At 56.9% G+C, this 14025-nt stretch carries 12 protein-coding genes; 6 read left to right on the top strand and 6 right to left on the bottom strand.

The window, feature by feature from the left end; translation table 11 throughout:
• Window positions 1–172 precede the first annotated feature (172 nt).
• The 6 genes from mrdA (at window position 173) to ACMYSL_RS14400 (ending at window position 7521) form a co-directional block, all read left to right on the top strand.
• Window positions 173–2092, top strand: coding sequence for a penicillin-binding protein 2 (mrdA, locus tag ACMYSL_RS14375; RefSeq protein ID WP_434663712.1), 1920 nt, complete (start codon window positions 173–175; stop codon window positions 2090–2092).
• A gap of 104 nt (window positions 2093–2196) precedes the next feature.
• On the top strand, window positions 2197–2934 hold the full coding sequence (locus tag ACMYSL_RS14380) for a glutamine amidotransferase (protein WP_434663714.1): 738 nt from the start codon (window positions 2197–2199) through the stop codon (window positions 2932–2934).
• 139 nt (window positions 2935–3073) lie between these two features.
• Entirely contained in the window at window positions 3074–4066 is a 993-nt protein-coding gene (locus ACMYSL_RS14385) for an alpha/beta fold hydrolase (RefSeq protein WP_434663717.1), read from the top strand.
• Window positions 4067–4147: 81 nt separating this feature from the next.
• Window positions 4148–4888: a response regulator gene (locus ACMYSL_RS14390; protein ID WP_304259277.1), complete on the top strand. Its 741-nt coding sequence runs from the start codon at window positions 4148–4150 to the stop codon at window positions 4886–4888.
• Window positions 4885–6228, top strand: coding sequence for an ATP-binding protein (locus ACMYSL_RS14395; RefSeq protein ID WP_434663719.1), 1344 nt, complete (start codon window positions 4885–4887; stop codon window positions 6226–6228). Before ACMYSL_RS14390 ends, ACMYSL_RS14395 begins: the two co-directional genes overlap by 4 nt.
• Before the next feature lie 102 nt (window positions 6229–6330).
• The gene (locus ACMYSL_RS14400; RefSeq protein WP_434663722.1) at window positions 6331–7521 is read left to right on the top strand and encodes a cytochrome c biogenesis protein DipZ; all 1191 of its coding nucleotides are present in this window, start codon (window positions 6331–6333) and stop codon (window positions 7519–7521) included.
• A gap of 189 nt (window positions 7522–7710) precedes the next feature.
• Here the strand turns inward: ACMYSL_RS14400 and ACMYSL_RS14405 are convergent, their stop codons facing one another.
• From ACMYSL_RS14405 to ACMYSL_RS14430, 6 genes are all read right to left on the bottom strand, one after another.
• On the bottom strand, window positions 7711–9192 hold the full coding sequence (locus ACMYSL_RS14405) for a pyridoxal phosphate-dependent decarboxylase family protein (RefSeq protein ID WP_434663724.1): 1482 nt from the start codon (window positions 9190–9192) through the stop codon (window positions 7711–7713).
• Window positions 9193–9201: 9 nt separating this feature from the next.
• Window positions 9202–10587, bottom strand: coding sequence for a diaminobutyrate--2-oxoglutarate transaminase (locus tag ACMYSL_RS14410; RefSeq protein ID WP_181486203.1), 1386 nt, complete (start codon window positions 10585–10587; stop codon window positions 9202–9204).
• Between the two features lie 307 nt (window positions 10588–10894).
• On the bottom strand, window positions 10895–11830 hold the full coding sequence (locus ACMYSL_RS14415; RefSeq protein ID WP_434663727.1) for an ABC transporter substrate-binding protein: 936 nt from the start codon (window positions 11828–11830) through the stop codon (window positions 10895–10897).
• A gap of 19 nt (window positions 11831–11849) precedes the next feature.
• Window positions 11850–12590: an ABC transporter permease gene (locus ACMYSL_RS14420; protein ID WP_182238747.1), complete on the bottom strand. Its 741-nt coding sequence runs from the start codon at window positions 12588–12590 to the stop codon at window positions 11850–11852.
• Window positions 12587–13315 (bottom strand): ABC transporter ATP-binding protein, encoded by a 729-nt coding sequence (locus ACMYSL_RS14425; protein WP_434663729.1) that lies wholly within the window; start codon window positions 13313–13315, stop codon window positions 12587–12589. The genes ACMYSL_RS14420 and ACMYSL_RS14425 overlap by 4 nt, the downstream gene beginning before the upstream one ends.
• On the bottom strand, window positions 13312–14007 hold the full coding sequence (locus tag ACMYSL_RS14430; protein ID WP_434663732.1) for a TenA family protein: 696 nt from the start codon (window positions 14005–14007) through the stop codon (window positions 13312–13314). The genes ACMYSL_RS14425 and ACMYSL_RS14430 overlap by 4 nt, the downstream gene beginning before the upstream one ends.
• Window positions 14008–14025: the final 18 nt, after the last annotated feature.

The following is a 14025-nucleotide window of genomic DNA, read 5'->3' on the forward strand; positions in this document are numbered from 1 at the left end:
TGAGTTGCCAGCAGAGGTCAATAGTGTGACGTTGTCACTTATTATCCCTCACATACTGATACATTTCTGCCAAATCATTAGCAACCTTTCGGTAGGGCTCCCGCGTCGATAACGCTATTCTTCCCCGCTTTTCCCTTTTCAGGCCCTTTGTAATCCAGGTAAATGACCGCTAATGTCCCTAATGAGAGATGAAATTCGCGACCACTCAGCGGAAGAGATGCTATTTATTCGCCGTGCTGTCATTGCTTTTCTACTGGTGGTGGTCTGCTTTGCCATCCTGATTATTAACCTCTACCGCCTGCAGGTCGATCAGCACGACTTCTATCAAACTCGCTCAAATCAGAACGACATCAAAATGCTGCCGATTGCGCCGAGCCGGGGACTGATTTTCGACCGCAACGGCATTCCGCTGGTGCAAAACATCACCCTGTACCGTTTACAGGTGATCCCGAGCAAAATCGCCGATATGACGGCGCTGCTGCAACAGCTCACGCCGATTGTTGATTTAACGCCCGAAGATATTGCTGATTTCCGCGACGACATGCACCACAACAGCCGCTATAAAGAGGTGACCTTAAAATCGGATCTCAGCGACGTGGAAGTGGCGCGCTTTGCGGTCAATGAATTTCATTTCCCCGGCGTCACCGTTGATAGCTATCAGCAGCGCGATTACCCGTATGGCGCGGAGCTGGCGCACGTTGTCGGTTATGTCTCGAAAATCAACGACAGTGACCTGCAAAAGCTGGCGAAAGCGGGCGAAGAAGAGAACTACGCCGCTGACCATAATATCGGCAAGCAGGGCATTGAAGGCTATTACGAGAAAGCGCTGCACGGCACCACGGGTTATCAGGAAGTTGAGGTGGATAACCATGGCCGGGTGGTACGTCTGCTAAAAGAGGTGCCGCCGGTTGCCGGAAAGAACATCTACCTGACGCTGGATCTGCATTTGCAGCAGTATATCGAGTCGGTGCTGAAGGGGCAGCGTGCGGCGGTGGTCGCGGTCGATCCGCGCGACGGCGGGGTGCTGGCAATGGTTTCCAGCCCCAGCTATGACCCGAACCCGTTTGTCAGGGGAATTGGTTATCAATCCTACCGCTCGCTGCTCGATAATCCTGACCGGCCGCTGATTAACCGGGTAACCCAAGGGCTGTATCCGCCCGCCTCAACGGTTAAACCCTATATGGCGCTGTCGGCGCTGTCGGCAGGGGTCATCACCCCAACAACTTCTTTCTTCGGCGCGCCGACCTGGACGCTACCCGGCACCCAGCGGCGCTATCGCGACTGGCTGAAGAGCGGTCACGGCATGCTTAACGTCACCAAAGCGATTGAAGAGTCGGCGGATACCTTTTTCTACCAGGTGGCGTTCGAAATGGGCATCGACCGTATCCATGAGTGGTTAAGCAAATTCGGCTATGGCCAATCAACCGGCATCGATCTTAACGAAGAGTACGCCGGAGTGTTGCCGAGCCGGGAATGGAAGCAACGGGTGCATAAAAAACCGTGGTATCAAGGGGACACTATCTCCGTCGGCATCGGCCAGGGCTACTGGATCGCTACGCCGATTCAGATGGTGAAAGCGCTGACTACGCTTATCAATAACGGCAAAGTGCAAAACCCGCATCTGCTTTACTCTATGAAACAGGGCAATAAGGTTGAGCGCTATCAGCCGCCGCAAAATTTACCGCAGGTTGGCGACCCGCATTCACCGTATTGGGGAATCGTGCGCAACGGGATGTACGGCATGGCGAACCAGCCCAACGGCACGGGCTATAAGCTGTTTCATACCGCGCCGTATCAGATTGCGGCGAAATCCGGGACTTCGCAGGTCTTCAGCCTGAAGGAGAATCAGGTGTATAACGCCAAAATGATCCCGGTCCGCCTGCGCGATCATATTTTCTATACCCTGTTTGCGCCGTATCAGCATCCGAAGGTAGCGATGGCGTTGATTCTGGAAAACGGTGGCGGCGATGGCGTGGTTGCCGGGCCAACGGCACGCGCGATCCTCGACCATATTTTTGACCCTGCCAATGCGCCAGCGGCGCAAGGTGCACAATCGACGGTGCCGCAGGTAGACAGCGCCGACGCGCAATAGGGCATTATTCACTCAGAGCATAAGCGTTAACGGATTGGTTATTTGCCGCCGTTAGCGCTTTTGCTCATAGTAGAGTTCTGTGTTGTTGTGAAAAAGGCGTTCTGATGTCGTTAAGCCGAAATACGCTACTTCTTATCCAGACCGGCACTCCGCCGGTTGAAATCGCCTCTGACCATGGCGATCTTCCCGTCTGGTTCGGTCATTTGCTCGCGCCGTGGCGCAATAAAATCAGCGTGGCGCGGGTGTTTGCCGGGGAACCGCTTCCCGCGCCGGATAACCACACCGTGGCGGTGATCACCGGGTCATGGGATATGGTGACCGAGCGCCTGCCATGGAGTGAAATGACCGCCGGGTGGATCCGCGACGCGATGGCTATTGAGATGCCGCTGTTTGGCGTTTGCTATGGGCATCAGCTTATGGCGCACGCCCTTGGTGGCGAGGTGGATTACCATCCTGCAGGGCGCGAAGCCGGAAGCAAAACCGTTACTCTCTCTGCGAATGGATTAACTGACAGCCTGCTGGCTGACCATCCGGCCCCCTTCAGCGCACATCTTACGCATATGCAAACCGTGACCCGACTGCCGCAAGGGGCGAAGGTGCTGGCCTCGTCCAGTCACGATGCGCACCAGATTGTTCGCTATGGCGAGCATGCCGTCTCCACGCAGTTCCACCCGGAAATCACTCCGGAAATTGCCCGCTCGCTGATTGCGTATCGTCAGGCGGTTCTGCGTAATGAGGGCGTTGACCCGGACAAACTGAGCCGTGAAGTCGAAGAGAGTCCTGTGGCATCGGCGATTTTGACTCGTTTTGTGGCTAACTATTTGCCGCCGGATAACGTCTGATTTTTCCGTTTTGTATCACCGTGTATCTGAGTTCAATGACGATACACGGTGCGACAAAATCCCCCCTCTGCGCGCACAGTGCAGATACATCGCGGTGTTGTGATAGGCCTGTCATCCAAACCATGAAGAGGCAACCATCATGAACACCATTTTTTTATCCCGTAAATATGCCGCCCTGGCGCTAATTTGCTCCTCACTGGTTTCCGCCAGCGTCTGCGCGGCGGAGGACAGCGCCGCCTTTAACGCTCTGCATCAGATACAGGCGGGCGATCTCAATATTGGCTATGTGGATATCGGCCCGCGCGACGGGCAAGCGGTGATCCTGCTACACGGCTGGCCTTATGATATTCAGAGCTACGCCGCCGTCGCACCGGCGCTGGCGCAGAAGGGCTACCGGGTGATCGTGCCTTATCTGCGCGGTTACGGCACCACGCGCTTTATTTCAGCGAAAACGCCGCGTAACGGTCAGCCTTCGGCAATGGCGAAAGATATCGTCAATCTGATGGATGCCTTGCATATCAAACAAGCTGATTTTGCCGGTTTTGACTGGGGCGCACGTACGGCGGATATCGTAGCCGCGCTGTGGCCGGAGCGGGTGAAGTCGCTTGTTTCGGTGAGCGGGTATCTGATTAGCAGCCAGCAAATTGGCGAAAAACCGCTGCCGCCGCAGGCCGAGCTGTCGTGGTGGTATCAGTTCTATTTTGCCACCCCACGCGGTGAGGCGGGCTATCGGCAGAACACTCACGATTTTGCGAAGTTTATCTGGCACCAGGCTTCACCGGGCTGGCAGTTTAGTGATACGCAGTTTGCACAGAGCGCGCAGGCGCTGGATAACCCCGATCACGTGGCGGTGACCATTAGCAACTACCGCTGGCGCTTAGGGCTGGAGAAAGGCGAAGCGAAATACGCAAACTACGAGCAGAAACTGGCGGCTTTGCCGACTATTGGCGTTCCGACCATCACCATCGAAGGTGATAACAACGGTGCGCCGCACCCGGCACCTGAAAGCTATCGCGCTAAATTTACTGGCAAATACGAGCATCGCGAATTCAAAGGCAATATCGGCCATAACCCGCCGCAGGAAGCCCCCCAGGCGTTCGTGCAGGCGATTGTCGATGCCGATCATCTGTAACTGCTGCGCCGGGGTGTGAAGTTGCGCTTCCGGCGATAGCGCATATTCTCTTTGAGTGGCATTTTTTTACCGGAGCCTGCTTTGGAACGTATTGATCATATTCTGGTTGTTGATGATGACCGTGATATTCGTGAGCTGGTCACCGGTTATCTGGAAAAGTCGGGATATCGCGCGACGGGGGCCGCCAACGGCAAGGCGATGTGGGCGGTGCTTAACGCGCATCAGGTGGACCTGATCGTTCTGGATCTGATGCTGCCCGGCGACGACGGTTTAATTCTCTGTCGCCAACTGCGCAGCAACGGTCAGCAGGACATTCCGGTTCTGATGTTGACCGCGCGCACCGACGACAGCGACCGAATTCTGGGGCTTGAAATGGGTGCCGATGACTATCTGGTGAAGCCCTTTGTCGCTCGCGAGCTGCTGGCGCGCATCAAGGCCATTCTGCGCCGCACCCGGGCGCTGCCGCCAAATTTGCAGATTACCGAGGCCGGACGACTCATCGCCTTTGGCGACTGGCTGCTGGATACCTCGGCAAGGCATCTGCTTGATGACAGCGGCACTATCGTCGCGCTAAGCGGTGCGGAATATCGGTTATTGCGGGTTTTCCTCGATCACCCGCAGCGGGTACTGAATCGCGATCAGCTGCTGAATTTGACGCAGGGAAGGGATGCCGAACTGTTCGAGCGCTCCATTGACCTGCTGGTGAGCCGTTTACGTCAGCGCCTGCGTGAAGATGCCCGCGAACCGGCCTATATCAAAACCGTCCGTAGCGAAGGCTATGTGCTCTCGGTTCCGGTGTCGATTCGCGAGGCTCGCGAATGAAGCTCTGGCCCGCATCGTTGCAGTCCCGACTGGTCGTGATGATTTTCCTCGCGCTGCTGCTGGCGAACGCCTTAACGCTATCGTTGTTACTTTATGAGAGGATGAGCAGCGCCCGCAGCGTGATGCTGGGCAACCTCGAATACGATGTCGCCACCAGCGTGGCGATCCTTAATCGTCTTCCTGCCGCCGAACGCCCACAGTGGCTGGCGCGGCTGGCGCGCGGTAACTATCGCTATCAGCTTACGGCGGGGCAAGGCGGCGACTATCCCACTAGCTGGCGGGTACGTGATGCGGTGCGGACTTTGCAAGAAACGCTCAGCGGCACTTATCCGCTAAGCATTGTGGCGATCCCCGGTCCGCGCGAGCATATTCAGGCCCACCTTACCCTGCACGACGGCGCGCCGCTAACCATTGATTTGTGGCCGCGCCTGCCGGCGATCGCCCGTTGGCTACCCGTGGTACTGGCCGCACAATTCTTACTGTTGTTGTTTTGTGCCTGGTACGCCGTGCGTCAGGTGGTGCGTCCGATGACCCGCTTCACCCGCGCCATTGACCACCTCGAACCGGCAATGAATGTGCCTGAGGTGATGGCGGAGCAGGGGCCGGTTGAAGTTCGCCACGCGGCGCGGGCATTTAACGCCATGCAGACGCGTATTCACGACCATTTACAGGAGCGAGCGCGGATCCTCGCGGCGATCTCTCACGATCTGCAAACGCCAATTACCCGAATGAAGCTGCGGGTCGAGATGGCGGAACAGCCGGAATTACGCGACAAGCTCCTGGAAGACCTGGACAATATGACCCGCCTGGTCAGAGAAGGGATCGCTTTTGCCCGCTCCGCCCAGCCGCTGGAAGAGTCGCGCCAGCGTCTCAACCTGAATGATTTTCTCGACACTATCGTCTGTGATTATGCTGATGTTGGCAAAGCGGTGCGCTTTATTCCCGGCGCTATCCAGCGACCGGTGCTGATTCAGCCGCAGGCGCTGCGGCGCATTATGAGCAATCTGATTGATAATGGGCTGAAATTTGGCGATAGCGTCACCGTTAGCCTCGAAGATGCGCAAAACGGTGATATTACAATTAAGGTTGCCGATGAAGGGCCAGGGATCCCCGATGATCAACTGGAGGCGGTGCTGCAACCTTTTTATCGGCTGGAGAATTCGCGCAATCGCGATACCGGCGGCACCGGGCTGGGTCTGGCAATTGCCGCGCAGCTAGCCAGTCAGATGGCGGGCAAGCTGACGCTGCGCAATTGCTCAAGGGGGGGGCTGGAGGCTTCGGTACTGCTGTTTGCCACCGCTTTGTATCCTTCTGTATCCCCGGGCGCTACAGATAACTAAGCTGACAAGTTCCCGCTATTTCAGACACTTTAGCCATACATACGCCTGCTGTAATGGGTTGGCTGCCGCTACAGGCAGCTAACTCATCTGAGGAGAGCGTGTATGTCCATTCTGATTGCTTTTTTCGGCGGTATGCTGACGCTGCTGAGCCCCTGTACCTTGCCGGTTATCCCGTTAATTTTTGCCAGCGTGCGCGGTAAAAGGGCACATCTGCTGCTGATGCTTAGCGGCATGGTGCTGATGTTTACCGCCGTTTCGCTGCTGGTGACGGTTGCCAGTAGTTGGGTGGTGAGCCTGACGCTTGCCGGACGCTGGCTGGCGCTGCTGTTTTTGGCGCTGGTCGGAGTGAGCCTGATATCCACAAAGGCCGCGCAGCGCCTGGCGGCTCCGATGGTGGCGTTAGGTAATCGTATTAACGCGCGCAGCTATCAGCACGCCGGAGGGGCGGGCGCGCTGCTGGCGGGTCTGGCCACCGGCTTGCTGTGGGCACCGTGCGCCGGGCCGGTACTGGGCGCGATCCTCAGCCTTGGATTTATTCAGGGCAGCTCGGTCACCAGCGGATTACTGCTGCTGTCTTACGGTAGCGGTAGCGCGCTGATGCTGGCACTGTTGTGGCTGTTCGGCTCGCGGCTGACTGCGCGTTTGCGTAAAGGTCTGGCTTTTAGCGAACGCCTGCGTCAGCTGGCGGGCGTGGCGATGCTGGCATCGGTGGTGCTGATAGCCAGCGGGGCGGACAGTTTTCTACAAGAGGCTAACGGATTGACGCAACGGCTGGAGCAGCGTCTCAGCGCTGGTTTGCCACCGCCGGAGCAAAAAGCGGTTCTCCAGCCGGTTGTTGCGCCGCAACCAACCAGCGAAATGCCTGCACTGGAAGGCGGTAGTACGTGGATCAATAGTCCGCCGCTCAGTAACGCTTCGCTAAAGGGCAAAGTAGTATTAATCGACTTCTGGACCTGGGACTGTATTAACTGCCAGCACACGCTGCCCTACGTGCGCGAGTGGGCGAATAAATATCGCGCTGCCGGGCTGGTGGTGGTGGGCGTACATACTCCGGAGTATCCGTGGGAGCGTTCGCTGCCCGCGCTGCGTGAAGCGGTCACAAAATGGCAGCTGACTTACCCTATTGTGGCGGATAATGGTTACGCCATCTGGAACGCGTTTGGTAATCAGTATTGGCCCGCGCATTATCTGTTCGATGCCAAAGGCAAGCTGCGCTATACCGCTTTTGGCGAAGGGGACTACGCCCAGCAGGAGAAGATGATCCAGCAGCTGTTACAAGAGGCGAGAGTCTGAGCTAGCTAAAGGGGAGATTGACTGCGGCTGCATTGCGCGCTGTTTCCCCGGAGGCGGCTGTGAAGCTGTAGCCCGGACAGGTGCGCAGCACCGCCTCCGGGATTGTTAGTGACAATGTCACTTTTTAAAATATAAAAAAAAGCCGATAAAGTGAATTATCGGCTTTTCAGCGTTTATTGCGAAACTAGCTTACTGCGCCAGCAGTTCCTGGGCGGTACGTTCTACCAGGCTCAGCAGCACCTTCACGTCATCTAAGGTGACGATCGGGTTCAGCAGCGTCAGCTTCAGGCAGGTCACACCATTGTGCTCGGTCACGCCGACGTTCGCACGACCGGAGGCCAATAGCGCATCGCCAACCCGCTGGTTAAGCAGGGCGATGGCGGCATCGTCGCTGCCTGCCATCTGCTGCGGACGCGAACGGAACAGCACGCTCGCCAGCTGCGGCTGCATTACCAGCTCCAGCGTCGGCTGCGTCTCGATATAATCCGCCACGTTCAGCGCCATCGTCACGCCGTGATCGATGATCTCCGCGTACTGCTTCTGGCCCAGCGCCTCAAGACCCATCCACAGCTTCAGCGCATCGAAGCGGCGGGTGGTTTGCAGCGATTTGGACACCAGATTTGGCACGCCGTGCTCTTCATCGAACTCAGAGTTCAGATAGGCCGCCTGATAGCGCATCAGCTCATAATGGCGGGCTTCTTTTAACAAAAACGCGCCGCAGCTGATGGTCTGGAAGAACTGTTTGTGGAAATCCAGGGTGATGGAATCCACTAACTCAATACCGTCCAGACGATCGCGATATTTCTCCGACATCAGCAGCGCGCCGCCCCATGCCGCGTCAACGTGCAGCCAGATCTGGTGCTCTGCCGCCACTGCCGCGATTTCACGCAGCGGGTCAATCGCCCCCGCATCGGTGGTGCCAGCGGTGGCGACAATCGCCATAATCTGCTCGCCGTTAGCCTGGGCTTGCGCGATTTTCGCTTTCAGGTCCGCCACGTCCATCCGCGCGAATTCGTCAGTTTTTACCAGCGTCACGGAACGGTAGCCAAGGCCCATCAGTGCCATGTTCTTCTGTACCGAGAAGTGGGCATTTTCTGAACACAGCACTTTGTACTGGCGAATATCGCCCGGCAGACCATCCTGCTGAATGGAGTGGCCCTGGCGGGCAAAGAAGGCATCGCGCGCCAGCATCAGACCCATCATATTGCTCTGGGTACCGCCGCTGGTAAATACGCCCGCATCGCCTGTGCCATAACCGACCTGAGCGCGCAGCCATTCAATCAGCTTGATCTCAATGATGGTCGCCGACGGGCTTTGATCCCAGGAGTCCATGCTCTGATTGGTGGCGTTAATCAGCACTTCCGCCGCCTGGCTAATCACCAGGCTCGGGCAGTGCAGGTGCGCCACGCACTGCGGGTGGTGCACCGACAGGCTGTCTTTCAGGAAGTACTCGATCGCACGTTCAATCGCCGCCTGGTTGCCCAGACCCTGTTCGTTGAAATCAAGGGTGATGCGCTCACGCAGCTCGTCAACGCTTTTCCCCTGATACATCTCAGGTTGCTGCAGCCACTGCGCTACCGCCTGGCTGGTCTGAGCAATCGCTTGCTGATAGGCGTCAATACTCTGCGCGGAACCAGCAAGAATTGGATTCAATTTGGACATTGCGGTCACTTACTCCACTCAGACCGGTTTTACGCCGGCGGCCAGTAGGGCCTGTTCAAATTTGTCGAAGAAAATTTCCAGTTCCGCGTTGCTGATCAGCAGGGACGGCAGCAGGCGCAGTACGCAGCCGTGACGGCCACCGCGCTCGAGGATCAGGCCCGCTTCGAAGCATTTCTTCTGCAGCAGCGCAGAAAGCTCGCCATCAGCCGGGTAGCTACCCATGTGATCCGGCGCTTCGTTCGGTTTGACGATCTCGATACCAATCATCAGGCCCAGACCGCGCACGTGGCCGATAACCGGGTAACGTTTCTGCATCTCAGCCAGTTTGCCTTTCAGCCACTCGCCCTGGGCGGCGACTTTATCGGCAATGTTGTTGTCTTTCAGATGACGCAGGGTGGTCAGGCCGGTAGCCATCGCCAGCTGGTTGCCGCGGAAGGTGCCGGTGTGGTGACCCGGTTCCCAGGCATCGAACTGCTTTTTGATACCCAGAACGGCCATCGGCAGACCGCCGCCTACCGCTTTCGACATCACGATGATGTCCGGCTCAATGCCCGCGTGTTCGAAGGCGAAGAATTTACCGGTACGGGCAAAGCCCGCCTGAACTTCATCGATAATCAGCAGAATGCCGTGTTCCTGCGTCACTTTACGGATGCGCTGCAGCCACTCGACCGGAGCCGGGTTCACGCCGCCTTCACCCTGAACGGCTTCGAGGATCACCGCCGCCGGTTTACGCACGCCGCTTTCAACGTCGTTGATCAGGTTTTCGAAGTAGTAAGTCAGCGCTTTCACGCCTGCGTCACCGCCGATACCCAGCGGGCAGCGGTACTGGTGCGGATAAGGCATAAACTGCACTTCCGGCATCATACCGTTGACGGCTTCTTTTGGTGACAGGTTACCGGTGACGGACAGCGCACCGTGGGTCATCCCGTGGTAACCGCCGGAGAAGCTGATGATGGAAGAACGGCCGGTGTATTTTTTCGCCAGCTTCAGCGCCGCTTCCACGGCATCAGCACCGGTCGGGCCGGTGAACTGCAGGCAGTATTCTTTACCTTCGCCAGGTAACTGGGAGAGCAGGTATTCACAGAAGCGATCTTTTAACGGAGTCGTCAGATCGAGAGTATGTAACGGCAAGCCGCTGGTAATGACACTTTGGATGCTCTGCAGCACATCAGGGTGGTTGTGACCGAGTGCCAGAGTACCGGCGCCGGCAAGGCAGTCCAGGTACTGTTTGTTATCCGCATCGGTCAGCCATACGCCTTCCGCTTTGGTAATCGCAAGGGGCAGCTTGCGTGGGTAGCTCCTGACATTCGATTCGAATTCAGCCTGACGGGCCAAAAAGGTATCGTTGTTTGCATCTAATAAATCTGCGCCTAAAGTATCAATACGGACTTTATCCGTCATCATATCACTCCCACAACCAGCGTTACGGTTGAATGCTGGTTGAATAAATTGGTGTAAGAAATTGAATCGCTATGCATAAAGCGGGCACAATATATGGCTTTTTAAATCCGCATTCAACGTTTTATTGATTGCGGTATTTTTACGTTATTTTTACATTGTTAAAAATGGGGGTAACTCATTGATAGAAGTGAAGTGTTTTAAAGGATGAAAGACATTTAAAATTGTAATTATTAGTGAAGTAATTTCTCATTTTTTATTACCGCTTCGCTGACGTTGCTGGCGAAAAAATTTCCGCCAGCACCAGGATGAATCAATGCAGTTCAAGCGCATAATTTGCTAAAGGTGTGACTTTTTTCACCAACTTGTTGTTATATAAAAACTGTTCGTAAGCTTCATAACGTGGTTTATCCAGCGCGGCCGGATCGGTCGCAAACAGAGGAATGGTTTTCAGCCATGCCTGCTTATTGAGCTCGGTGTTGAGCTCCGGATGCGCGGCGGCGAACGCCTGCCAGGTCTCCTGCGGATGGGCGCGCAGGTAAGTGACGCCTTTTTGCAACGCGCCGAGGAATGCTTTGATTTTCGGGGCGTTAACTTCATCGCGATTGGCGACAATCACCAGCTCGTCATAGGCCGGTACGCCATAGTCCTCGACGTTCATCACCACAGGATCTTTCCCCTGAAGCTTAATTTCCAGCGCTTCTATATTACGGTAGCCGCCAATGACCGCATCAACCTGACCGGCCAGCAGGGCGCTGGTTAACTGGAAGTTCACATTGATAAGCTTAATGCTTTTGGGATCGATTTGCGCGTGTTGCGCCATAGTAGCCAGCGTCGCCTGTTCAATACCGCTGACTGAATAACCGACTTTTTTACCTTTCAGGTCAGCCGGAGTTTTGATGTTTTTATCCAGCGCAATGACCGTGTTTAGCGGCGAGTTAATCAGCGTGCCGACACGTACCAGCGGCAGTCCTTCATCGGCAAAAAAGTGCACCTGCGGCTGATAGGTAATTGCCAGGTCGGCCTGACGGGCTGCCACCAGTCGTGGCGGCAGCGCCGGGTCGGACGGTGGTACAATTTTAACGTCCAGGCCCGCTTCTTTAAACGCGCCAATCTGCTCGGCGACCATTATCGGCGCATGATCGGGGTTGATATACCAGTCCAGCACCAGGGTGAGCTTCTCGTTAGCCAGCGCCTGAGCGCTGAGCAGAGCGGTGAAGGTGACTCCGGCGAGTATACATTTACGCATCGTTATTCCTTATATGTTGTTATTCCGGCGTCCAGTTGATCAACCGGTGTAAAAAAGCATCCACCGCCAGCCACAGCAGGACGGTCAGCAGTACCAAAATAAACAGGGCGGCAAAGCAGATATCGGTTTGCAGGCGGGCGTTGGCGTTGAGCATGACGTAGCCCAGGCCTTCAGCTGAGCCGACCCATTCGCCGATAATTGCGCCAATGGGAGCCACGGCGGCGGCCATCCGCAGGCCCGAGCCGAGCGCCGGGAGCGCCGCCATCATCCGCACGTGGCGCAGTTGCGCGCCAAATGAAGCGCCCATGGTGCGCGCCAGATCGAGATAGTCGTTATTGACCCGCCGCAGACCGTCAAAAAACGCCGAGGTCACAGGGAAGAAAATCACCAGCACCGCCATCATCACCTTGGCGCTCATCCCAAAGCCAAACCACAGTACCAGCAGCGGGGCGAGGGCAAAGACCGGGATCGCCTGGCTGGTCAGTACCAGCGGCATCAGCCAGCGCTGAAGACGCGGCGAGACGATCATGCACAGCGCCAGAATCACGCCGAGCAGGACGCCGAGCGCGAGGCCGCTGAGTATTTCGCTCAATGTAATCAGAGTGTGCCAGCCGAGATAAGCCCGATTGACCCATAGCGCATTGCCGACTGCCGATGGCGATGGGAGCAAAAAGGCGGGAATGCCGCTACGACTTGCCAACCACCAGAGCAGCAGCAGGCCGCAGAACACTACGCAGCCACGAAACAGTTTCCCGCTCATCCGTTAGCCCTTATTAGCTGTTGTAACAGTTCCGCCTGACTGGTTAACAGCTGCGGATCGTCCGGCGCGCGCGGCGGTACGCCGGATAAGCGGTGTGAATCGTCGATATTACCGGGGGCGGGAGAGAGCACCAGCAGGCAATGGCTTAGCCGACAGGCCTCCATCGGATCGTGGGTAATCAGCACCACGGTGCGGTTCACCAGCAGCTCGGCGGCCAGCGTCTGAATTTTCGTGCGGGTGATGGTATCGAGCGCTGAAAAAGGCTCGTCCATCAGCACAATGGGTCGATCTTCATACAGGGTGCGAGCCAGCGCCGCCCGCTGGCACATACCGCCGGAGAGCGAGGCCGGGCGGTCGTTAGCGCAATGCTCAAGGCCAACCTGCTGTAATAAAGTCGCAACCCGCTGGGTATCAACCCGTTCCCCGCGCAGACGCGCGCCGAGGGAGACGTTGTCACGCACGTTTAGCCAGGGATAGAGCAGATCTTTTTGCCCCATCCACGCCAGCCGTTTAGCTATCGGCTGACCATCGCTGGCGCGAACCTCGCCCGCATTGGCTTTTGCCAGCCCGGCGAGAATGCGCAGCAGGCTGGTTTTCCCGGCACCGCTGGCCCCCAGCAGCGAAACCCACTGACCGCCGGGGATATCAAACGTCAGATTGTCGAAAACCAGCCGCGAACCGAAGCGCAGGCTCAGACCACGCACCGTAATGCCGGGCGCAGTCACGCCGGGCGCTCCGTGACGACATTCAACCCCATTTGCCAGAAGTTAGCTTCCAGCCGCGTGGCGGTGGTAAAAATAGCGCTGAGTTCAGCAAAACGCGCCTCGCCGCCGCGCTGTTGCCAGAGCGTTTCCAGCAGGCTAATGGCGGCATTGACGCCGTTCAGGTAGCCCTCATCACCGTAGTTACGGATCCAGGAGGCATAAGGGTTAGCGGTCAAATTTGTTGCCGGATCGTGCAGCAGGCCAAGGCCGATTTCCGCATATCCGGCAACGCAGGGCATCAGCGCCGCCAGCAGATCCAGCGCGTCGCCGGAATAACCAATGTCCAGCACATAGCGAGTGTAGTTGACGGTTTCCGCGGCTTCAGGTTCGCTGGCCATTGTCGCCTCATTCAGCCCCCAACTGTTGCAGTAGCCAACATGCAGCGGGAGTTCGTCGAGGATGGCGTTCATCGACGCGGCGGCGGTACGCATTTCCGGTAGCGTACGCAGCTTGCTGACCAGCAACGCATAGCTGCGGGCAAAGTGGATCAGAAACAGGTAGTCCTGGGTCAGATAGCGGCGGAAAGCGGGTTCGGGCAGGGTACCGTCGGCGAGTTGGCGCAGAAAGGGATGGGCGACGTAATGTTGCCAGTCATCACCGGCCTGCTGACGCAGACGACCGTAAAGACCTTGAGGAAACTCGGGAAGAATCACAGGACCTCCTGATTAAGG

Origin of the sequence: Klebsiella sp. MISC125 (assembly GCF_051131775.1) — a bacterium.
GTDB lineage: Bacteria > Pseudomonadota > Gammaproteobacteria > Enterobacterales > Enterobacteriaceae > Klebsiella.

Bases quoted from the DNA above. Each gene is read 5' to 3' on its own strand.
- mrdA (WP_434663712.1), top strand. From the start codon at position 173: ATGTCCCTAATGAGAGATGAAATTCGCGACCACTCAGCGGAAGAGATG.
- ACMYSL_RS14380 (WP_434663714.1), top strand. From the start codon at position 2,197: ATGTCGTTAAGCCGAAATACGCTACTTCTTATCCAGACCGGCACTCCG.
- ACMYSL_RS14385 (WP_434663717.1), top strand. From the start codon at position 3,074: ATGAACACCATTTTTTTATCCCGTAAATATGCCGCCCTGGCGCTAATT.
- ACMYSL_RS14395 (WP_434663719.1), top strand. From the start codon at position 4,885: ATGAAGCTCTGGCCCGCATCGTTGCAGTCCCGACTGGTCGTGATGATT.
- ACMYSL_RS14400 (WP_434663722.1), top strand. From the start codon at position 6,331: ATGTCCATTCTGATTGCTTTTTTCGGCGGTATGCTGACGCTGCTGAGC.
- ACMYSL_RS14410 (WP_181486203.1), bottom strand. From the start codon at position 10,587: ATGATGACGGATAAAGTCCGTATTGATACTTTAGGCGCAGATTTATTA.
- ACMYSL_RS14415 (WP_434663727.1), bottom strand. From the start codon at position 11,830: ATGCGTAAATGTATACTCGCCGGAGTCACCTTCACCGCTCTGCTCAGC.
- ACMYSL_RS14420 (WP_182238747.1), bottom strand. From the start codon at position 12,590: ATGAGCGGGAAACTGTTTCGTGGCTGCGTAGTGTTCTGCGGCCTGCTG.